This window comes from Rhizobium sp. LC145 (assembly GCF_001005825.1).
GTDB lineage: Bacteria > Pseudomonadota > Alphaproteobacteria > Rhizobiales > Rhizobiaceae > Neorhizobium.
The window spans coordinates 132,195-153,782 of record NZ_LBHV01000002.1 but is presented as its reverse complement, the minus strand read 5'-3'; the positions used below and the strand labels follow the sequence as shown (position 1 = coordinate 153,782).

Here is a 21,588-nt window from a genome sequence, read left to right as displayed (position 1 = left end):
CACATGGCACAAATGTTCATCCGCAGGCCGATCCTGGCCTGGGTTTTCGCGCTGTTCATTTCGATTGCCGGAGTGATTGCGATCCCGTTCCTGCCGATCGCGCAATACCCGAAGGTCGCGCCACCCCAGCTCACCATCTCGACGTCCTATCCAGGCGCTTCGCCGCAGGAGATCTACCAGGGGGTCACCCGCCAGATCGAGGAGGAGCTGAACGGCGTCGAGGGGCTCATGTATTTCGAGTCCACATCGGACAATTCCGGTTCGGTCAGCATCAACGCGACCTTCCGGGCCGGCACGAATATCGACCAGGCTTCGGTGGACGTACAGAACGCGATCCGTCGCGTCGAGGCCCGCCTGCCGGCAACCGTGCGCACCCAGGGCATTAACGTCGAAGAGGCCAGTTCCGGCTTTCTCATGATCGTGTCGCTGACCTCGACCGATGGCAGCCGCGACGAGGTGGCGCTCGGTGACTATATCAACCGCAACATCATCGGCGAGATTCGACGGCTCGACGGTGTCGGTCGGGCGCAGGTCTTTGCGAGCCAGCGGGCGCTGCGCGTCTGGATCGATCCCGACAAGATGGTCGGTCTCAACCTGACGTCGGAAGACATCAGCGCTGCGATCTCCGCCCAGAACGCCCAGGTGGCCGCCGGCCAGATCGGCGCCAGACCCAATCCCGTCTCACAGGATCTCACCGCCACCGTGCTCGTCCAGGGTCAGCTGACCACCGTCGAGCAGTTCGGAGATATCATCCTTCGCGCCAACCCGGACGGCTCCACTGTGCGGCTAAGGGATGTCGCCCGGATTGAGGAAGGTTCGGAATCCTACAATTTCACCACGCGTCTGAACGGGCAGCCGAGCGCGGCCATCGCCATCCAGCTCTCCTCCACGGGCAATGCCGTCGCCGTGTCGGAAGCGGTGCAGACCAAGATGGAGGAGCTGAAGAGGTTCTTCCCCTCCGGTGTGGAATATTCCGTCCCCTATGACACGAGCCCGTTCGTTTCAGCATCCATTGAGAAGGTCATACACACGCTGATCGAGGCAGTCGTCCTCGTCTTCGTGGTGATGTTCATCTTCCTACAGAACTTCCGCTATACGGTGATCCCGACCCTTGTGGTTCCCGTCGCGCTCTTAGGCACATGTGCCGTCATGTATGCGACCGGCTTCTCGATCAACGTGCTCACCATGTTCGCCATGGTGCTGGCGATCGGCATTCTCGTGGATGACGCGATCGTCGTCGTGGAGAATGTCGAACGCATCATGGCCGAGGAGGGCCTGTCTCCGAAGGCCGCCACGAAGAAGGCGATGGGCCAGATCACGGGCGCGATCCTCGGCATCACGCTCGTGCTCTCATGCGTCTTCATCCCGATGGCGTTTTTCCCCGGCTCGACCGGCATCATCTATCGGCAGTTCTCGCTGACGATGGTCGCCTCGATCCTGTTCTCGGCCTTCCTTGCCCTGTCTTTGACGCCTGCGCTGTGTGCGACCTTCCTGAAGCCCATCAAGCATGGCCATCACGAGAAGAAGGGTATCGGCGGCTGGTTCAACCGCAGTTTCGACCGGCTGACGTCAGGCTACTCGAAGTCGGTCACAGGCATGGCGCGCCGGGCGGGACGGATGATGGTCGTCTATCTCGCGCTCGTCGTCGGCCTCGGCTATCTTTTCGTGAGCCTTCCGTCCGCCTTCGTGCCCGACGAGGACCAGGGCTTCCTGATCGTCGATATTCAGGGACCGCCGGAAGCAAGCGCAAACCGCACGATCGAATCCATCAAGCAGATCGAGGCGATCTTCAAGGCGGAGCCCGCCGTCGAAAACGTCGTGGCCATCCAAGGCTTCAGCTTCTCGGGCAACGGTGCGAACGCCGCTCTCGCTTTCGTGACGCTGAAGGATTGGGCCGAACGCGGCGAAGGAAACTCAGTCCAGGAGATCGCCGACCGGACCAATATGAAGCTTTTCGGTCTGAAGGATGCTACCACCTTCGCGCTGTCCCCTCCCCCGATCGAGGGTTTCGGAACGACTGGCGGCTTTTCGTTCCGTCTTCAGGACCGTGGCGGCCAGGGCCAGGCGGCGCTCGCCAAGGCGGCGGCGGAACTGATGGCAAAGGCCGGACAGAGCCAGGTGGTGACGGGACTTCGCATCGAGGGCATGCCCGATGCGGCGCAGGTCCTGCTGGTCATTGACCGCGAGAAGGCCAACACTTTCGGCATCTCGTTTTCCGACATTAACAATGCGATCACCGCCAATCTCGGCTCGTCTTACATCAACGACTATCCGAATGCCGGACGCATGCAGCGCGTCATCGTGCAGGCGGATGATCGCGCCCGCCTGCAAATCGAGGACGTCCTGAAGATCAACGTGCGCAACGCCAATGGTGGCATGGTCCCCCTCTCCTCCTTTGCAATCGCCCAATGGCAGAAGGGTGCACCGCAGATCGTCGGCTACAACGGCTATCCGACCATCCGCATCGCCGGCGCGCCAGCTCCGGGCCAGTCTTCCGGTGCGGCGATCGCGGAAATGGAAAGACTTGCGTCCGAGCTGCCGGAAGGCTTCGGATTCGAGTGGTCCGGCCAATCGCTGGAGGAAATCACCTCGGGCAACCAGGCGCCGTTCCTGTTCGGCCTCAGCATCCTGTTCATCTTCCTGCTGCTTGCCGGTCTCTATGAAAGCTGGTCGATCCCGCTTTCCGTGATGCTGGTGGTGCCGCTCGGGGTCATAGGATCGGTCCTTGCCGTCATGCTGCGCGACATGCCGAACGACATCTACTTCAAGGTGGGTCTGATCGCGATCATTGGCCTCTCGGCGAAGAATGCGATCTTGATCGTGGAGTTCGCAAAGGACTACTACGCTGATGGCAAATCGCTTCTGGAATCGGCCGTGGATGCGGCCAGGGTCCGCTTCCGGCCGATCATCATGACCTCGCTCGCGTTCACGCTCGGTGTCGTTCCGCTGGCGATCGCGACAGGTCCGAGCGCCGCGAGCCAGAACGCCATCGGCACTGGCGTTCTCGGTGGAATGATCTCCGCTACCGTTCTGGCTATCTTCTTCGTCCCGGCCTTCTTCGTATTCGTCCTCAAGGTGATGCGAACGAAGCGCCCGGTCGAAGATGAGGATGCGGAAACTGCCGCCGTTTCCGCATCGACGGCCGCCCATCCTTAGCCAGGATGGGCGGCTACGTCCGCTTCTTATCGTCTGTCACTCATCTCATCGGAAGCGTTCGATAATTGATTGCTATCGCGCGCGTCCGGCGAGAAGGGTCTCTTCGATTTCTCGATAGCCTCGCTGATGTGCATGCTGCAGCGGCGTGACGCCATCATTGTCGGCAAGATTGACGTTCGCGCCGGCCTCAACCAAAAGCTCCACGATCTGCTGATGGCGCTTGCCGCCATCGCCCAGGATAATCGCCTCGAGCAGAGCGGTCCAGCCGAGATTGTTGACATGATCGACGTCGACCCCGGCGGCGATCAGCCTGCGCACCGTTTCAACATGGCCACGCTCGGCCGCGGGGATCAGCGCCGTACCGCCATAGCGATTGGTGCTTTTCAGGTCGGCACCATGTGCAAGGGTCATTTCGAGGATTTCAAGATGCCCCCGCGCTCCTGAATAAAGGTAGGGGCTGTCATTGATGTCGTCCTTCGCGTTCACGTCGGCCCCGGCATCGATAAGGGCTTTCGCGGCACCGATCTTGTTGCCATGCGTGGCCACGAGCAGCGCCGTCCGGCCATTCTCGTCTCGCGCATCGATATCCGCTCCTTTCGAAAGCAGTTGCCTAATGGAGCCAACATCGTCGTTAGCTGCTGCCGCGTGCAGTTCGGTACCTTTCAAGTTTTCACTCCAAGCTGACATTGGGCTGGTGGTCAGCGCCACGAGGAGCAGGGCAATACGGGCAAAGGTGTTTCGCATTGAGGACGCAAACCTCCCTGAAAAATACGGCACCGTGTTGTTGCCGTTCCGTCTCCACCGATATGGCAGTTCTCACGCTCGGTTAAATGAACTGTCTTTGATCCACAGGGGCAGGAACGCCGAAGAAAACCTAGGGCAGCATATTCTGACCGTCGAGTGTTGTGGGAAAGCCATCCGGCCTCATGACAGCGGCGATCGATATCAGTATCGAAGGTTTGGCGCGCCGGTACCGCGAATCGACTCCTGTCGAGATCGGATAACAGGGCGACCGATAATTCCAGTTCACGCCTTCGGCCCAGCTCGAGAAAATTCCTCGATGCCGTTTGGCGGGATCGAACTTTGCGAGGCGAGCGATGCGCGAAGCAGGCGGCTATTTTCCCCGTTGGCGGCTGAAGACGGAAGGGCGCATCCTGCCCGAAGAGCGATTGCCCGCGGGGCAGACAATGGTGCTGGGGTTCCAGCATGTCGTCGCCATGTTCGGCTCCACAGTGCTCGCCCCGATCCTCATGGGGTTCGATCCAAATGTCTCTATCCTCTTTTCCGGCCTTTCGACGCTGATCTTCTTCGTCGCCGTCGGCGGGCGCGTGCCGAGCTATCTCGGCTCCTCCTTCGCCTTCATTGGCCCGGTTCTCGCCGCGACGGCTGCAACGGCCGGGGCACCCAATCCGAACATTGCGCTTGCGCTCGGTGGCATCATTGCGGCCGGGGCTCTTTATGCGCTGATCGGCGTCATCGTCATGGCCGCCGGCCATCGCTGGATCGAGCGGCTGATGCCGCCGGTCCTTACCGGTGCAATCGTCGCTGCGATCGGGCTCGTACTTGCGCCGATTGCCATTTCCAGCGCCTCGGGAACCGGCCCAACAAATCCGGAGGGCGACCAGCTCTCGCGCTGGATCGCTATCCTGACCTTCGCCGCCGTCGGTCTGGTGGCGGTCTATGCGCCCGGCATGGCGCGGCGCCTGCCAATCCTTATCGGCGGCGCGCTTGCCTATCTTGCCTATCTCGTGCTTGCAAATGGTTTCGGCCTTGGTACGCCGATTGACTTTTCTGGCGTCGCGGCAGCTGCCTGGTTCGGCTGGCCGCGGTTCACAGCGCCGATCTTTTCTGCTTCCGCGATCACGCTGATCGCTCCAGTCGTGGTTATCCTGGTTGCGGAAAACCTCGGGCATATCAAGGCGATCGGCGCGATGACGGGGCGCAATCTCGACCCCTATCTCGGCCGCGCCTTCATCGGCGACGGTGTAGCGACCATGTTTTCGGGCGCCTTTGGCGGCGCAGGCATGACGACCTATGCTGAAAACATGGGAGTGATGGCGGTCACCCGCATCTTCTCGACGCTCGTCTTCCTGGTTGCGGCCGCGGTCGCGATCCTTCTCGGCTTCTCCCCGAAATTCGGTGCGCTCATCCAGACCATCCCGGGGCCGGTTATCGGCGGGCTTTCGATCGTCGTCTTCGGCCTCATCGCAGCGACCGCGGGCCGAATCTGGGTCGAGAACAAGGTCGACTTCGCCGAGCCACGCAATCTCATCACGGTCGGCGTCGCGCTCGTACTCGGTGCCGGCAACTTCAAGCTCGATATTGCAGGCTTTACACTTGACGGTATTGGTACGGCGACAATCGGCGCGATCAGCCTCTATCATGCGCTCGGCTGGGCGAAGCGGCACGACTGAGCGGACTAAGGAACCTAGCCTGCAGAAGGTGGCGCGCTCAGTGTTTCGAACGCGCATCTACGCTGATGCGGCAACTTTAAAATCGTTCTTTCCCTTTATGCCAAACCCTGATGTAAAAGTGATCCCAAATTCCGAAAAACAAAAACTCAAACTCAAGCTCTGGCACTTTGGGAGCCCACTCGAAGAAAGCGCGAGTCTCTCCATGCCGTGGATCATAGCTCCAATCATCAAAGACTAGATACGAACCGTGAGACAATCTCGTAGCAAGATATTCGAGGCACTGAACCGTCGGCTCGTAAATGTCACAATCAATTCGGGCGTATGATATTGATTTAATCCCCTGCGCCGCCTCCTGTCCAAGGCTCTCCGAAAACCAGCCGGGAACTAATTTAATGTTTTCGCGCTCTTTTACCTTCAGTCTATTGGAAACTTCCTCAAATCCGGCAGAGAACATGCCTTTTTTCCAATATGGGTCATCATGATCAGCGCTAGGTTCTGAGAGCCCCTCAAAAGAGTCAAAGCCCCATAATGTTCGATCTAGTTTGGCATTCTCCATCGCTTGATAAAGGCGCTCCATCCACCCACCGGTAAATATGCCGAATTCGACAACATCGCCTTCAACTCGATGATCTCGAATAGTTGTAATATATTTTTTAACTAAATCGACTTCCGCTGCAAAAATACCTTCACTTATTTTACCAAAAAGGTCAGAATCCGTTGGTATACTTGTGACCGCCTTAATTGATCCATCAATAGGCATAAGCGCCTTTCCGAACACACTTTTAGTCTGATTTAGGTAATCGGCAATGAGGGATAAACGGATTAAATTCTCGTTTTCCGAAATTAAAGCCTCAATCTCACTTCGCAATCTTTCATTTTCACTTCTATAATTAGCAACAGTATCCTTTCGAAATACTGTGTACCCAAACGTATTAAATAGCGACTGTATCTTCTGATTCACTGAAATCCCCTCCCACTAAATATGTTAGGCAGAGACTAAGCCGATAAGTCGGAACTTGCAAATACAGACCTCTGATTCGTTCTCCCGGACGTCTCCGTTCACTGTTCTCCACTAGATACTATCACGATTTGGTGAGCGTCCGTGAATTGCTAGTCTTCCTATTTCACGGCTATCAGCGGCCCAATCTCGACGAATGGCTACAACGAGACCTGTCCAGCCGTAAGGGGGCAGAGGCCATGGTCGATGTCAAACGATCGGATACCTGCCTTGCCAAACCTCACACGCCGCGCCCTCTTGATTTCAACGCCTTTTGTCCTGTCTGGCTGCGTCGGCGCCGGGCGCGAGACCGTTTCGGTCAAGCCGGTGATACCGGCGGAATATATCGCCATGTATTCGGCGATTGAAGGCGAGCCCTTCCCGGTCAAGGCCGCCGACCTGACGCGCGTCGATCCGCAATTCTATCGTCGCGAGGTGGATTATCCCACCTTGGAGCCGACAGGCACGATCGTAGTCGACACGGCTGCCCGCTATCTCTACCTCGTCGGTGAAAACGGGCGGGCGCTGCGCTATGGGATAGGCGTCGGCAAGGCCGGTCTGGAGTTTGAGGGCGAAGGTATCGTGCAGTACAAGCGCGAATGGCCGCGCTGGACGCCAACGCAATCAATGATCGCCCGCGAGCCGGAGCGCTACGGCCCGCTCGCTGGAGGCATGGAGCCGGGCGTGCTCAATCCGCTCGGGCCGCGAGCGCTCTACCTGTTCAAGAACGGGGTGGACACGCTTTACCGCATCCATGGAACGACGGAGGACTGGACGATCGGCAAAGCGGTCTCCAGCGGTTGCATCCGCCTTCTGAACCAGGACATTATCGACCTCTATCGCCGCGTGCCGCCCCGGACCCGTGTCGTCGTTCTGCAAGGGCCGTCCCCGATGCCGCCAGCAGCGGCGTGAGACACTGAAAGCCCAGTCTAGGAGAGTCCCCTACTCAGGGGTGGTCGTTTGCTCATCGGATATGAAGTAGCGTGACGCCGGAGCCAATTCCGGTCATAATTGAACCGATCGCAAGGGAGGCCTGCCATGAGTTTCAGACTGCCACGCTCCCTCTCGCAGCAATCGGGTTCCAGCTTCAACGCGCTTGGATACGAGCTCGCCTCCGTGCGGGCTGATGCTCTGGGCCGCCACGGGCGAAAAGTTGAGGTAGAGCTCGCGAATTTGCGAAACTGGAGTAAAGACGCTCCTAGTCATAAGGACCGCGAAACGCTGGTCGAGAACGCATCCGAAGCCGTCTGGGCATTTTTCATCCAGAGGGAAATTTGCGGTCTTCGCAACACGCGCGAGGTTGCCGATCGCTACGGGATACCCAACGAGGTGCTGGCGAGGTTGGGCGCCATTCGCAAGTGAAGCGGCAACCGCCTCATGCCATGCTTTCCGCGATGGGCATGATCTCGATCAAATGCCGGTCCGAGATGCCATTGTCAATGATGTCGAAGATCGCGTCGAGCATTTTCGGCACGTCCTGGCGCACCATTTCTATGTTTTCGCCAAGCAACGCCACGAAAGGGTCGAAGTCGAAGCAGCCGATCTGCGGTTTCCGTTCGCCATAATGGTCCGAACGGCGGATCCACCGGATGACGCCTTCAAGAGAAATGGTCGAGTTCACGAACATTCCATGCGGCAGTTCCCCGATCCCTTCGGCGAGCGCCTTCAGGCTCTGTTCCGCCTTTTCTGGCGCATAGCCGCAGGCCAGAATGAGGTTTTCGTCCGGCGTGATGCCGATCTCATGATGCGCCGCCCTGAAACCCCTTATGCGTTCCGAAGTATTGTGATCGGTCCCACGACCGCCGACGAACATGAGAGGCGCCTTGCGCGCCAGTTCCTTCTCGCAATTATCCAACACCCGGCGGGTGAGTTCCAGCGCTCCCTGGAAATTGTCGGATATGACGGACGGAGAATGCGTGCCCGGCAGATCGAGATTGACTGTTCTGACCCCTGCAGCGGCGCAAAGATCGGTAATGCGGTCCGGATCGGTGGCGCCCGTGGCGATCACGTAATCGACTTGGTAGGAAATCATGGCCCGGGCGGCTTCCATCTCTAGGTCGGGATCTCGGCGCGTGCAGGTGATGATTGGAAACAAGCCGCGCTCGCGCGCCATGGCCTCGAAACGCTCGACAATCGATCCGAAGTAGCGGTTGTCGTACTTCGGAACGATCATTCCAATGATGCTTGACCGCTCGCGGCGAAGCACGCTCGCCTGCATGTTCGGCGCGTAGCCCTGCTCATCGGCAATGCGGATGATCTTTTCCGCAAGCTGGCTGCTGATCCGACGTTTCTTCCAGTTGCCGTTCAAAACCGCACTCACGGCACTGGCGGAAGTGCCAGCCAGTTCAGCCAGATCGTAAATCGTTTTTCTCTTGGCCAGACTTACGCGTTTCACGAGTCGCATTCTCCTTCTCAAGCGTCACCTTGACACCAATGAAGAGAAGTGGCAATTGTTGCTTCATCGATTGAGCAAGCCCGCTTAATCGATGAAGCAGACGGCCCGAAAGAGCTGACCCAGGGAGAACATCGCAGGATGCACTTCAAAGAATCGCGGCACCGTCCGCGGTCCACGGATGCCCGCGATGAGAGGAGCAGGAGGACGGTCCCGCATGGATTCCAGCTTCCTGGATGGACCGGCTCCCGAGGCTTCGGGTGGGTAGCTTCACATCACTCATGGAGGAGACCGATGAGAACATTGAACCTGTTGCTGGCATCCGCCGCAATGACCGTAACCCTTGGCACCGTAGCCGCAGCCCAGGAAGCCGCTACCGTCGCCTTCCTGATGCCCGACCAGGCTTCGACGCGTTACGAGGAACACGACTATCCCGGCTTCAAGGCCGAGATGACAAAACTCTGCCCGGACTGCACCGTCATCTATCAGAATGCCAATGCTGACGTGGCGCTTCAGCAGCAGCAGTTTAATTCCGTCATCGCCCAGGGCGCCAAGGTGATTGTCCTCGATCCCGTCGATTCTGCCGCGGCCGCCGCTCTGGTGGAAATAGCCCAGTCCCAGGAGGTCAAGGTCATCGCCTATGACCGGCCAATCCCCGACAAGCCCGCCAACTATTACGTTTCCTTCGACAACGAGGCCATCGGCCGCTCCATAGCCCAGTCACTCGTCGACCACCTCAAGGCCGAGGGCGTTCCCGATGGCGCGGGCGTTCTCCAGATCAACGGCTCGCCGACGGATGCCGCAGCCGGCCTCATCCGTGACGGCATCGATTCCGCACTCGACGCCTCTTCCTACAAGACGCTTGCGGAGTTCGACACGCCGGACTGGGCGCCGCCGAAGGCACAGGAATGGGCAGCCGGCCAGATCACCCGTTTCGGCGACCAGATCAAGGGCGTCGTGGCCGCCAATGACGGCACGGCGGGCGGTGCGATCGCGGCCTTCAAGGCAGCCGGCGTCAATCCGGTCCCCCCGGTTACGGGCAACGACGCCACGATCGCGGCGCTGCAGCTCGTCATCGCCGGTGAGCAGTACAACACCATTTCGAAACCCTCCGAGATCGTGGCCGCCGCTGCGGCCAATGCCGCGGTGAAGCTTCTCAAGGGCGAGACGCCGGAGGCGACGCATACGCTCTACGAAACGCCGTCGCAGCTCTTCGTGCCGGCCGTCGTGACCGCTAAGAACATCAAGGCTGAGGTCTTCGACAAGGGCATCAACAAGCCCGAAGAGGTTTGCACCGGAGAATACGTTGAAGCCTGCCGTAAACTCGGCATCATCAACTGATCTCTCATATCCAGGCATCCGGCAGGACAGCCGGATGCCGCCCTTAGTCGAAAGGCCTCCGGCATGGCAGAGAATATCAACGGCACTTCCGAGGCAGGCGCGCCGGTCCTGCGCCTGCGCGGCATCTCCAAGAACTTCGGAGCCGTCTCGGCCCTCACCGACATCGACTTGGATGTCCACGCGGGCGAAGTCGTGGCACTTGTCGGAGACAACGGCGCCGGCAAGTCGACGCTCATAAAGGTGCTTGCCGGCGTGCATCAGCCGACATCGGGGACGGTCGAATTTCGCGGGCAGAACGTCACACTCGACAGCCCCGGCAGGGCGCTCGATCTCGGCATCGCCACGGTCTTCCAGGATCTTGCGCTCTGCGAGAACCTGGATGTCGTGGCCAACCTCTTCCTTGGGCATGAAATGTCTCCATGGCGCCTGGACGAGGTCGCCATGGAAGTGCGCGCCTGGACGCTACTTCGCGAGCTCGCCGCACGCATCCCTTCCGTACGCGAACCGGTCGCCTCGCTCTCGGGAGGGCAGCGTCAGACAGTCGCGATCGCCCGCTCGCTCCTGCTCGATCCCAAGCTCATCATGCTTGACGAGCCGACCGCCGCCCTCGGCGTCGCCCAGACAGCGGAGGTCCTGAACCTGATCGAACGCGTCCGCGACCGCGGATTGGGCGTCATCATCATCAGCCACAACATGGAGGACGTCCGGGCGGTTGCCGATCGTGTCGTCGTCCTGCGGCTCGGGCGCAACAACGGCGTCTTTTCGCCGGAAGCGTCCAATCAGGAACTCGTCGCCGCGATCACCGGCGCGACGGAAAACGCTGTCTCACGCCGCCTGGAACGAAAGTCCGGCCTCCACAGCCAGCAGAGCGAGATACCGCATGAGTGAGAATGCTTCGAAGACCGCGCCGCAGGGGCGGCAAATGATGGCGCTGGACCGGCAGGATGAGCGCCTACGCCACGACCAGGGACTGGCCGCCGCCGTCAAGGGCTTCATCGACCGCATAAAATCGGGCGATCTCGGAATGCTGCCGGTCGCCGTCGGCCTGGTGGTGATCTCCATCGTCTTCAGCGCCTTGAACCCGATCTTTCTTGCGCCGAACAACCTCGTGAACCTCCTGTTCGATTGTGCGACGGTGGGCGTGATCTCGCTCGGCATCGTCTGCGTGCTGATGCTCGGCGAGATCGATTTGTCGGTAGGATCCATGAGCGGGCTCTCCTCCGCCATGATCGGCGTCCTCTGGGTCCATTCCGGTTGGCCGCTCGGCCTTGCGATCGGGGCGGCCCTGCTTACCGGCGTCGCGATCGGCGTTCTCTATGCGGCGCTCTATAACCGCCTCGGAATGCCGAGCTTCATCTCCACGCTGGCCGGGCTTCTCGCGCTGCTTGGCATGCAGCTCTACATCCTCGGCCCGACCGGTTCGATCAACCTGCCCTATGCCTCGCCGCTCGTCCGCTTTGGCCAGATCCTGATCATGCCTGACTGGCTCTCCCATACGCTGGCAGCAGTCCCGGGCATCGTAATGGTCATCGCCGGCATCGGCGCGGTACGGCGGCGCACGGCGGCAAATCTTTCCGCCCAGCCGATCCGCACGCTGGTTCTGAAAGCACTCGTTCTGACCGCCATCCTTGAATTTGCGGTCTTCTATCTCAATCTCGGCCGCGGCGTGCCATGGATGTTCGCCCTCTTCGTCGGCCTCGTGGTCGTCGTGAACTATGCCCTCACCCGTACGCAATGGGGCCGGTCCATGTTTGCCGTCGGCGGCAATCGCGAAGCGGCCCGCCGCTCGGGCATCAATGTGCGGCGCATTTATCTGAGCGCCTTCGTGCTCTGCTCGACGCTCGCCACGCTTGGCGGCATCCTGTCGGCGTCGCGTCTTGCCTCCTCCAGCCAGCAGGCCGGCACGGGCGACGTCAACCTGAACGCCATCGCAGCTGCCGTGATCGGCGGGACCAGCCTCTTCGGCGGCCGCGGCAGCGCCTATTCGGCACTGCTCGGCATCATCGTCATCCAGGCGATCTCCAACGGGCTGACGCTGCTCAATCTCAGCTCGTCGCTCCGTTACATGATCACCGGAGGAGTGCTGGCGATTGCCGTCATCGTGGATTCGCTCGCTCGCAGGTCCCGCGTCAGTCACGGACGCGCCTGATTTTTAAAATCCCATCAGGAGTTTCTCAAATGGCCGATCTCATGAAAGGCAAGATTGCAGCTATCACTGGAGCGGCGTCAGGCATCGGTCTCGAATGCGCCCGTATTCTTCTCTCCGAAGGTGCCAAGGTGGTGCTCATCGACCGCGCCGAGGACCGCCTGAAGCAGCTATGCGCGGAGATGGGGTCGAATGCCCTTCCGCTGGTAGTGGACCTGCTTCAGCCAGCCGAAGTCTCCGGCATGCTGCCGCGCATCCTCGAACTCGTCGGCGATCTGCATATTTTCCACGCCAATGCGGGCGCATATGTCGGCGGTCCGGTTGCCGAAGGCGATCCCGATGCCTGGGACCGGATGCTCAACCTCAATATCAATGCGGCCTTCCGCTCGGTGCATGCCGTCATGCCGCATATGATCGAAAGAAAAACCGGGGACATCCTCTTCACGAGCTCGATCGCGGGCGTCGTTCCGGTCGTTTGGGAGCCTATCTATACCGCATCGAAATTCGCCGTGCAGGCCTTCGTGCACAGCACGCGACGCCAGCTCGCGCCGCACGGCGTGCGCGTCGGCGCGGTCCTGCCCGGACCCGTCGTGACGGCGCTGCTGGATGATTGGCCCAAAGCAAAGATGGAGGAAGCGCTCGCCAATGGCAGCCTCATGCAGCCACGGGAAGTTGCAGAAGCGGTTCTCTTCATGGTCTCGCGCCCGCGTAGCATCACCATTAGGGATTTGGTGATCCTGCCGAATAGCGTGGATCTTTGATCTTTTTCCGGTGGGGCCATGAGCCCGCCGGACCTTTCCACAGACAGCGAGAACGTGATGTTGAAGAATTCATCCGCACCGACCAACGCAAAATATATCATCGGCGTGGATGTCGGTACGGGCAGCGCCAGGGCGGGCATTTTCGATCTCACGGGCCGCATGCTCGGATCGGCGAAGCGCGACATTTCCCTCTTCCGCGAAACCGGCTCCATCGTAGAACAGTCCAGCACCGAAATCTGGGCTGCCGTCTGCGCGGCCGTGCGCGAAGCGGTTACTCGCTCGGGCGCCGCACCGAACGAGGTGGCGGGCATCGGTTTCGACGCAACGTGTTCCCTCGTCGTCTTGGGAGAGGGCGGCCGTCCCCTTCCCGTCGGCCCCTCTGAAAACCCGGAACGCGACATCATCGTCTGGATGGATCACCGCGCCGTCGAACAAGCAGAACGGATCAACGCGACCAATCATCCCGTATTACGCTATGTCGGGGGGCGGATTTCACCTGAGATGGAAACCCCGAAGCTTCTCTGGCTACGGGAGAACCGTACACATGTGTTTGATGCAGCTTGGCAATTCTTTGATCTCGCGGATTTCCTGACTTGGCGCGCAACGGGGGACCTTGCGCGCTCCACCTGCACGGTCACTTGCAAATGGACCTATCTCAGCCACGAGCGGCGCTGGGACCCGAATTATTTCCATAAGATCGGCCTCGGCGTGTTGGCGGACGAGGATTTCACGCGCATCGGCCAGCGGATTCTCGAGCCGGGTACACCGGTCGGATCTGGCCTGACCGACCAGGCGGCGGGAGAGCTTGGGTTACCGGTCGGCATGCCCGTTTCGATCGGCATGATCGATGCTCATGCGGGAGGGATCGGTACCGCGGGCGCGGATGGCAAGCCTGACCGGAATCTTGCCTATGTGTTCGGCACGTCCTCCTGCACCATGACCAGCACGTACGAGCCGGTGTTTGTGCCGGGTGTCTGGGGGCCTTATTTCTCGGCCATGATTCCCGGCATGTGGCTCAGCGAAGGTGGCCAATCCGCCGCCGGTGCGGCGATCGAACAGTTGCTGTCCTTCCACCCCGCTACAAATGAGGCTCAGGCTCTCGCGCAATCCAGAGGGCTCTCACTTCCGGTTCTCCTCGCGCAGCTTGCCGAAAAGAAGATCACCTCTCCTTCCGATGTGGTGACGCTGGCCGATGGACTGCATGTGGTTCCGGAATTCCTCGGCAACCGTGCGCCTTTCGCCGATCCCCACGCCCGCGCGATTATCTCGGGGCTCGGCATGGAGCAAGACGTCGATAGCCTCGTATCGCTCTATATCGCGGGACTCTGCGGCATCGGCTACGGATTGAGGCAGATCCTCGACGCCCAGGAAGCCGCCGGCGCCCCAACGGAGCAGATTGTCATCAGCGGCGGGGCCGGGCAGCTCGATCTCGTCCGCCAGCTTCTTGCTGACGCGACGGGCAAGCCGGTTGTCGCCACCCGCTCCGATGAGCCGGTTCTTCTCGGCTCCGCAATTCTCGGGAGTGTTGCAGCCGGCATGTTTCCCGATATTCGGAAAGCCATGACCAACTTATCCGGCGTCAACCGCATCTATATGCCCTCCGGCAATGAAACCCGCGCGACCCATGCTCGAAGATTCGATACCTTTGCACGGCTGCAGGCAATTGCCCGAGATTGGAACCCTCATCTCATTTGAGAATGATGCTCACCAAGACGCTACTCCTGCCGAGGGGACGGAGTATTTCGCTCCGTAACATCGCTATTGACATATGTATATAATCTCCTGCAGTGAGCGTTGAATCTAGACCATAAACCTACGGAGCAATCCCGATGATAACGAGCATTTATGTTGCGGAGCATAAGGAGTGCGCGCAGCTTAAGGGCAACAGTTTCATACCGATTCACGTCGGCCGCCGAGGGAAAGCTCCCACGTTCTGCGAGCTTGGCGATGACACGGGTGACAATATCTCGGGGAAGAATGATTCATTTTGCGAATTAACTGCATTGTACTGGATTTGGAAGAACACCAAAGACCAAGATTATGTCGGACTTTTTCACTATAGAAGGCACCTGAGATTCTCAACGAATGAAGCTTATGAAGATCAATGGGGATTAGTTCAGTACGAGCGCATAGATGATCGATACATTGAGGACAATAATCTTACCGACTCGGGGGTTTCTTACTTCATCAACGACTTCGACATCATTCTTCCCAAGCTTTGGGATGTGCGGAATGCTGGCTCAATATCACTTGAAGATCACTATCGTAAGGCCCCACATCAACACATCTCTGACTACGAAACTGCGCTTCAGATCATTAGAGAAAAATACCCCGACTATGGGAAATTCATAGACACAATTAACAGGACATCGGCGGGATACTTCACCAACATGTTTGTTATGAGAAGAGAAATATATAATAAATATTGCGAATGGCTGTTTGACGTTCTATTCGAACTTGAGAAAAGAATAGACATCTCTAGTTACTCAACCCAAGAGAGGCGTATTTTTGGCTTTATATCTGAGTGGCTTTTCAATATTTTCATCAGTAAGCTGCTCGCCGATCAGCCTGAATTGAAAGTTAAAGAAGCCCAGCGAACGTTTGTCATAAGCACCACACCAGCAACTCCCTCCACCGCCCCAGAGGCTCATAAACAACTAGATTTTTTGGATGCTCTTCACTCACTGAAGCACGCCCCTCGGGATATAATAAGATACGCCAGAAGAAAGATACGGAGCATATCTCCTGGAGACACGTCATAATTGAGGGATTGACCTGCTGAGACGATAATAGGCGCGCTTAACGCCCACCAATATACGAGAGACTCCTTCTAGCGTCGTGACCTGAGACCCTGATCTACCTCTCTCATTGAAGGAATCATTCCCAATTGGCAATCTCTATCACTCGCGCCTGCTGCACACGCATTGCCTTCTCCCGGCCCGGGTGCTGCGATGAAGGTTAAGCATCTGGCCTGAGGCGTCCTTATGTGTACGCGGCGCTCAACACGAGTTCTGCCTTATTGACGTTGAACTATCGGCGCGAACGCAAACGTCTTCGCAGGGCGGCGACGCCAGCAGCAAAGTTGGCTGAGACGGCCATTGCGCTTAGCCACATCGTGATGCGGGGTATTACCGCATTGATTACCATACGGGCATACGTACTGAGCGTCCGCCCAGTCGGCGGGTCGCAAGAGTCCGAAGATTATTGCTATAGCCGCTCCGATAAATGGCATCCAATGGCTTTGCTGATCATCGCCGTCTTCCGCAACCATCAGCTTTTGTGAATTTCAATAACGTAACGTTGCTCGTAGAGATGAGAAATTTTTCTTTTGCTTGAGCAATTTGCCCTCAAGCTCGTCGAGCGAAAAGCGGTTAAAAGGGATGAAGGCGACCGTCCCAAGCCTCACGACGACAGAAGATCTGCGACGGGTGAACGCCACCCGATGGGCGATCGCCGGCGCGCTCGCGCCAGACTCCAGCGCCTTGATTTCATCCGAGCGACGCCTACGAAGTTACTGCGGCGCACCTCAAATCGCTCGGGACAGCCTAGATTATATGGGTGTTTCTAGCAGTCTTCGTTTTAAAGGCGTAGGAGTTGATCAGGATTCCCTCATCCCCTATAACGTTTGCGTTGATGGGGGATGTATGGTCCAGAGAATACTTTATCTCGATGGCTTTCGAGGTCTTCTCGCCGCCAGCGTAATGATGGCTCACATAGTTGGCGGCGTGACGGGGTGGGACAAGGATATGTTGTTTGTCGGCGGTTATCTTGCCGTTGATATCTTCTTTATCCTTTCCGGTTTCGTCCTCACTGGGGCACTCGTCGCAAACAGCTACCGACTCTGGACATTTTTCTGGATGCGGTTCTGGCGACTTTGGCCGCTGCATATTGTAACCATCCTTATTTGCGTCGCAGTGTATGAGTTCAACCGCTACATGGGGCAATATGCGCCGGCTGGCGCCATATATGATCCGGTATTGCTTCTGAAAAACGTAGCATTCATGATGACAATGGGGATTATGGAATTTCCGGTCATCAACCCTCCATCTTGGTCAATCGGAATAGAGTTCTGGGGTTCAGCCCTGATACTTCCGTTGCTCGTACGCCTAGATCCACGCCTTCTCTTATCCCTTTCTGGAGCCAGCTACCTGTTTGTGGCTTACTTCAGCGGCGGACTGGCTAATGCGGGGGAGGTATTTCCCTTCGTAAGTCTGGGCTTCGTGAGAGGCATTGCCGGCATGGCGCTCGGTATGGCGCTCTGTAAGAATCAGCCGCGACTGAACCGCTGGCTGGAAAGCCTGCACGTGCAGTGGCAGCTTGCGCTGGTAAGCCTGTGTTTTGCCTTCATTGCATCGGGGATACTCTGGCAGAAACACGGCTTGCTGAACTTCGCGGTGATTGTCGCTGTGATCCCCATTATGGGGGTTGGGGCATTTCGGAGGCTTGAAGGTATCAACTCCTTCCTGTCGTCAAAACCGCTGGTGCTCCTGGGGGATATAAGTTTTTCGCTCTACCTAATTCACACTCCCGTTTTGGTGCTTCTCCGTATTCCATATGTTGCTGACAACATCGGCGAGGTGAACGCCGCGATTGTTTTGACCGCCGTTTGCATAATGTCCGCCACCGCATTGCACTTCGGATTCGGGAAGCCGGTTGAGGGCGCGGTGAAAAGATATCGCAAGAGCGCCGCGTCAGGAGCGCCAATCCTTACGTCCCTCTCCGGAGCAATAGGACAGCGACAAGGGGCGTAAACCGATCTAGAGCAGATCCTGTTCAACCCGGCATATCAAGTCGCAGAGGGCATCTATCTTTCGCTGCCCAGCTCCACAACATCGCTTTCAGTTTGTGTGCTCTGATCCCCGGAAACCGGAAGGAAATTGGATCTCAGACAGGGGTGTCGATGGAGCCGTTCATGAGTGAAACCGCCATCTCGACATACCTCAATTTGCCGTAGTATGCATTATTTGCGCCCTTTATCCGCAAATCGCATCAACCGCTTCGCGAGCGAGCGAGCAAGGCGGTGAGGTAACTTGTAGTCACCTGCAGGGGAAGCTAGCTCCGGGAGGAACCCCTGTGAAGGTTGGCCCAGGAGGTGATAATTCCAGTTGCTCCCGTTCGCGTTTAGGAACAGCACAACCTCCGGCGCATTCTTCTCAAAGAGCGAGACACGCTTCCTGACAATACTTGCGTAGTTTTTCTCCCAAGCGGATCGTCCACTCGAAAAGATAGAGCCAGCGCGTTGGCGATAATTGAACAGCGCCTCAGGAAGCATGACTCCAAAACAGCCGCCTTCCAGCATACCAAGCATACCATCCCAATTATCTAAGTACATCTTCAAATCTGGATCATGCTCACCATGTTTCTGGTACAACTCCGTTCGGTATACCAGAGATTGGCAATTAGTGTTATTTATAACGATATTTGGCATAGGTTCAGCATTATAAGTAACCCAATGGCGGGTTATATTGCTGTTTATATCGCTGATGTCATTACACCAGCTTCCAACGAAGCCAACGTTATCGTAGCGATCAAGAACTTTGATCGCCTTTTCATAGTAAGTGGGCTCTACGGTATCATCCGCGTTCAGAAGAGCCACAAATTCTGTATCAACCTGAGCTACGCCAAAATTCCGAGCCACGGCCACCCCGCTGTTCGGTGTATCAAGCACGCGGATTCTGTCTCGCCCCCGGTAATCTCCGAGTTTCTGAATAGAGCTACGATCGGAGGAGCCATCGTTGACGAGAATGATTTCCGTTGCAGCCGAACTTCTAAGGACTGACTGAATGGTCTCCTCTACGTAGTGGCCCATGTTGTAGTAAGGGATTACCACCGTCAATCGAGCTCCTGAGGCCGTCGCCGGAGGTCTGACCATCGTCCGCAGCCCCCCCCGCGACTGATCCGCGTCAACAAACGGGAATTTTTCCCGGACGCTCTTTCCCTTGGCTAAGGATTCAATAAGTCGATCGCGGGCGCAGAAGTAGCTTTCAGGCGAGAATATTGAAAGATCAAAGGCTTCAAGAATTTGGCGCGCCTCGTCGATATGGAGGATCTTTTCAATTACACTAGGTGAATCTTCAAAATCGACTACTATTTTTTCTCCTAGCTCATCAGAGATAACTTCCGAAACACCATTGTCTTTCGTGATCAAGCACGGCAGCCCCGCCGACAAGCATTCGATCACTGTATATGGAAAATTATCCCTGGGCGAAGGATGCAACTGACAAGCCCATTGGGCACGCTTCTCTTGCAGTTCATCTTCGCCCAGAGTTCCTAAGTAAATTACCCTTCCGCTCTGAAACAACTCTTTATGCGACTTTTGGAAAACTTCGTAATCAGGCGTTATATGACCACAAAGTTCAAAAACTATGGGTAAATTCTGACGATCAGCTTCCTCTGCCAGAGAAATTACTTGGGGCAAGCCTTTCCAATTCACCATTCGTGAGGCCATACCAACCGTAAGACTTCGCTGCGCTTGCGCAGCTATTGATGCTTTGGGTGACGGAAGATAGGGGTTCACAGAACGAAAGCGAATAGTATCAGTCGCAAAAAATCCTTTTTGCTCAAGGAGGCTGTCCATCATCCCGGAAAGGGTAATGACGGCGTCCGCAGCCTTAAAACACCATTTTTCAGCTCTAAACGTCCACCAGTTCGGTAGTGCATAGTGAGGGATACCAATCCACTCCTCGATAACGCTGATAGGAGTGTGGGCACAAAGGAGCAAGGGAACGCCTTGTAGACGCTCATCCCCTACCAGCTTCTTCTGGAATAGGAAGTAGCCGGTAGCAAAGCCGTCGGGGAACTCGATCGCTTTCGGCGGTCCAGCATTGGAAATTTCTTCCAAGATCGCCTCGGCAAAGCTCAGCGACAAATGCATCCAGTAGCCGAGAGCATCCTTCGCAGGAGTCTCGATCATGGGAACGTCGATGATTGTCGTGTTCCCATCGGCACGACGAGAAGCAACACCGTTTGCAGCATTTTGAAAAATACGAATGGCCCGGTCGACAGTTTCGGCCGCGCGTTTCACCTGACGCACGTACGTTCCAAGTCCACCACCTCGACTCTCCAGTCGTTCGAAACTTACGTACCAAATTTCATCGGCTGATGATGGACGACGCATATTAAGCGACATCAAGGCTTCCTTTAAACGAAACATAACGCATATAAGCAAGATTCAAACAGTGAGCTGCCAAGCGTGGCGGCGATATGCTCCTTTGGCTGTCACCGGACCTCATAGCCAAGCCTTTAATTGCACGGCACGAATCATCGTTAACATCATTAACATTTTTGATAAGAAACATAATCTCGCGAGAGGTTCATACATCGCCAACTAGACAAGCGCAAAGCCACCTCCTGCGTTGTTCCCGTACCGCACCGCAATGCCGCAAACCTAGATGATATTGGCTTAATTTTTCATAGGGGAGTTAGGCGGGGCGATTCTGTAGCACTGCAGCATCGCCTCTCCGCCGTGATTGCCATCTTCCAACAGCCCCAAATCTAAATGTTTGATATGCTGGCGCTTGAGGACCTGCAGCGTTTTCTTAAGTGCAAGACGCGAGTCGCGGAAGCTTCCAAGATCGGAGAGCCAGGAGCGGAACATCGTCCAGCCCATAGCAACCTGCCGGTCGATGCTCTTGCCGTCGATTGTAATACCAGCATAGGCGAGCGGTACGACCCGTCCTTTATTAAGACCAACACGGGCCCTAAGCACTCCCTCTTCATCCTGCGCTCTGGACCCGGCCGAGTTGATGGCACCCTTCAGCTGGCTGCCGATCGGCCGGGTGTGATGGACGGCGATATCATCGAGGATGGCGGCGCGAAACGGTCCGCTTTCCGGCCAGCGGCACCAGATGTAGTCAAGACCGAAACCGCTCATGGTACCTTCAAAATAGGGCAGCGCCCGCTTGAGAAGCGCGCGGTTGAGGCAGGGCACCATGATCTCCACATGATTGACATAACGCAGCCGGAAGGCACGGCACTGGCTGAAGATGAAATGAGAGAAATAGCTGTCTCGCGTTAATGCAGGCTGGCAAACGGCCAACTCGTAGTTCCGCGCAAGATCAAACATACGATCAATCGTCTCGCCGTCCGTTGCGATATCGTCATCCGGTAGCCAAACATAGTCATAGCGGTCGAGTTCCGGCAGTGTGGTCAGCGTATTGAAGAGCCCATCCCATTTTCCGCCTCTGATCAGAACAGCGCGGACACCCGGTTCGGCTTTATGCCTGGCGTAAGCCGCCTCGGAAAAGTAGCTGACGACGAGATCGAAGGTCCGCGCCTCGTAAGAGCGGTTCAACCAGCGAGGGTGCAGCGAACGTTCGCCGGCGCGAACTACGACAAGGTTCGGCCTCGGCGGAAGGTTTAACGATACTTCCTGCATCAGA

The 21,588-nt window shown here is 57.3% G+C and carries 17 protein-coding genes; 12 read left to right on the top strand and 5 right to left on the bottom strand.

Annotated elements, in window-relative coordinates:
• Nucleotides 1-3 precede the first annotated feature (3 nt).
• Nucleotides 4-3,156, top strand: coding sequence for an efflux RND transporter permease subunit (locus YH62_RS05480; RefSeq protein WP_046793182.1), 3,153 nt, complete (start codon nucleotides 4-6; stop codon nucleotides 3,154-3,156).
• A 72-nt stretch (nucleotides 3,157-3,228) separates the two neighbouring features.
• Here YH62_RS05480 and YH62_RS05475 read toward each other — a convergent pair whose 3' ends face one another.
• Complete coding sequence (locus YH62_RS05475; RefSeq protein WP_046793181.1) at nucleotides 3,229-3,900, bottom strand: ankyrin repeat domain-containing protein; 672 nt, start codon at nucleotides 3,898-3,900, stop codon at nucleotides 3,229-3,231.
• A gap of 353 nt (nucleotides 3,901-4,253) precedes the next feature.
• Here YH62_RS05475 and YH62_RS05470 point away from each other — a divergent pair, with 353 nt between their 5' ends.
• Nucleotides 4,254-5,570, top strand: coding sequence for a solute carrier family 23 protein (locus tag YH62_RS05470; protein ID WP_046793180.1), 1,317 nt, complete (start codon nucleotides 4,254-4,256; stop codon nucleotides 5,568-5,570).
• A gap of 76 nt (nucleotides 5,571-5,646) precedes the next feature.
• Here the strand turns inward: YH62_RS05470 and YH62_RS05465 are convergent, their stop codons facing one another.
• Entirely contained in the window at nucleotides 5,647-6,531 is an 885-nt protein-coding gene (locus tag YH62_RS05465) for a TylF/MycF/NovP-related O-methyltransferase (RefSeq protein WP_137326735.1), read from the bottom strand.
• Nucleotides 6,532-6,798: 267 nt separating this feature from the next.
• On the opposite strand from YH62_RS05465, the gene YH62_RS05460 reads away from it, so the two are divergent.
• Both YH62_RS05460 and YH62_RS05455 read left to right on the top strand, forming a co-directional pair.
• Nucleotides 6,799-7,479, top strand: coding sequence for a L,D-transpeptidase (locus YH62_RS05460; RefSeq protein WP_052760372.1), 681 nt, complete (start codon nucleotides 6,799-6,801; stop codon nucleotides 7,477-7,479).
• Nucleotides 7,480-7,605: 126 nt separating this feature from the next.
• A complete protein-coding gene (locus YH62_RS05455; RefSeq protein ID WP_046793177.1) occupies nucleotides 7,606-7,929 on the top strand; it encodes a DUF6665 family protein in 324 nt (107 codons plus the stop codon).
• A gap of 13 nt (nucleotides 7,930-7,942) precedes the next feature.
• Here YH62_RS05455 and YH62_RS05450 read toward each other — a convergent pair whose 3' ends face one another.
• Nucleotides 7,943-8,962: a LacI family DNA-binding transcriptional regulator gene (locus YH62_RS05450; RefSeq protein WP_046793676.1), complete on the bottom strand. Its 1,020-nt coding sequence runs from the start codon at nucleotides 8,960-8,962 to the stop codon at nucleotides 7,943-7,945.
• 291 nt (nucleotides 8,963-9,253) lie between these two features.
• On the opposite strand from YH62_RS05450, the gene YH62_RS05445 reads away from it, so the two are divergent.
• From YH62_RS05445 to YH62_RS05415, 8 genes are all read left to right on the top strand, one after another.
• On the top strand, nucleotides 9,254-10,300 hold the full coding sequence (locus YH62_RS05445; RefSeq protein WP_046793176.1) for a sugar ABC transporter substrate-binding protein: 1,047 nt from the start codon (nucleotides 9,254-9,256) through the stop codon (nucleotides 10,298-10,300).
• A 63-nt stretch (nucleotides 10,301-10,363) separates the two neighbouring features.
• Nucleotides 10,364-11,188, top strand: a complete 825-nt coding sequence (locus tag YH62_RS05440) for an ATP-binding cassette domain-containing protein (RefSeq protein WP_046793175.1) — start codon at nucleotides 10,364-10,366, stop codon at nucleotides 11,186-11,188.
• Nucleotides 11,181-12,449, top strand: a complete 1,269-nt coding sequence (locus tag YH62_RS05435) for an ABC transporter permease (RefSeq protein WP_046793174.1) — start codon at nucleotides 11,181-11,183, stop codon at nucleotides 12,447-12,449. Before YH62_RS05440 ends, YH62_RS05435 begins: the two co-directional genes overlap by 8 nt.
• Nucleotides 12,450-12,478: 29 nt before the next feature.
• The gene (locus tag YH62_RS05430) at nucleotides 12,479-13,207 is read left to right on the top strand and encodes an SDR family oxidoreductase (protein ID WP_046793173.1); all 729 of its coding nucleotides are present in this window, start codon (nucleotides 12,479-12,481) and stop codon (nucleotides 13,205-13,207) included.
• A gap of 57 nt (nucleotides 13,208-13,264) precedes the next feature.
• On the top strand, nucleotides 13,265-14,902 hold the full coding sequence (locus YH62_RS05425) for an FGGY-family carbohydrate kinase (protein WP_046793172.1): 1,638 nt from the start codon (nucleotides 13,265-13,267) through the stop codon (nucleotides 14,900-14,902).
• 134 nt (nucleotides 14,903-15,036) lie between these two features.
• Nucleotides 15,037-15,969 carry a DUF4422 domain-containing protein gene (locus YH62_RS05420; protein WP_052760344.1) on the top strand — a complete coding sequence of 311 codons (933 nt, stop codon included), beginning with the start codon at nucleotides 15,037-15,039 and terminating at the stop codon, nucleotides 15,967-15,969.
• Nucleotides 15,970-16,193: 224 nt separating this feature from the next.
• Nucleotides 16,194-16,490: a hypothetical protein gene (locus YH62_RS30035; protein ID WP_137326733.1), complete on the top strand. Its 297-nt coding sequence runs from the start codon at nucleotides 16,194-16,196 to the stop codon at nucleotides 16,488-16,490.
• A 97-nt stretch (nucleotides 16,491-16,587) separates the two neighbouring features.
• Nucleotides 16,588-17,958, top strand: coding sequence for an acyltransferase (locus YH62_RS05415; RefSeq protein WP_046793171.1), 1,371 nt, complete (start codon nucleotides 16,588-16,590; stop codon nucleotides 17,956-17,958).
• Between the two features lie 209 nt (nucleotides 17,959-18,167).
• On the opposite strand, the gene YH62_RS05410 is transcribed toward YH62_RS05415, so the two are convergent.
• Nucleotides 18,168-20,336, bottom strand: coding sequence for a glycosyltransferase (locus YH62_RS05410; RefSeq protein ID WP_170986329.1), 2,169 nt, complete (start codon nucleotides 20,334-20,336; stop codon nucleotides 18,168-18,170).
• Between the two features lie 273 nt (nucleotides 20,337-20,609).
• Entirely contained in the window at nucleotides 20,610-21,584 is a 975-nt protein-coding gene (locus tag YH62_RS29065; RefSeq protein ID WP_052760343.1) for a hypothetical protein, read from the bottom strand.
• Between the last annotated feature and the right edge of the window lie 4 nt (nucleotides 21,585-21,588).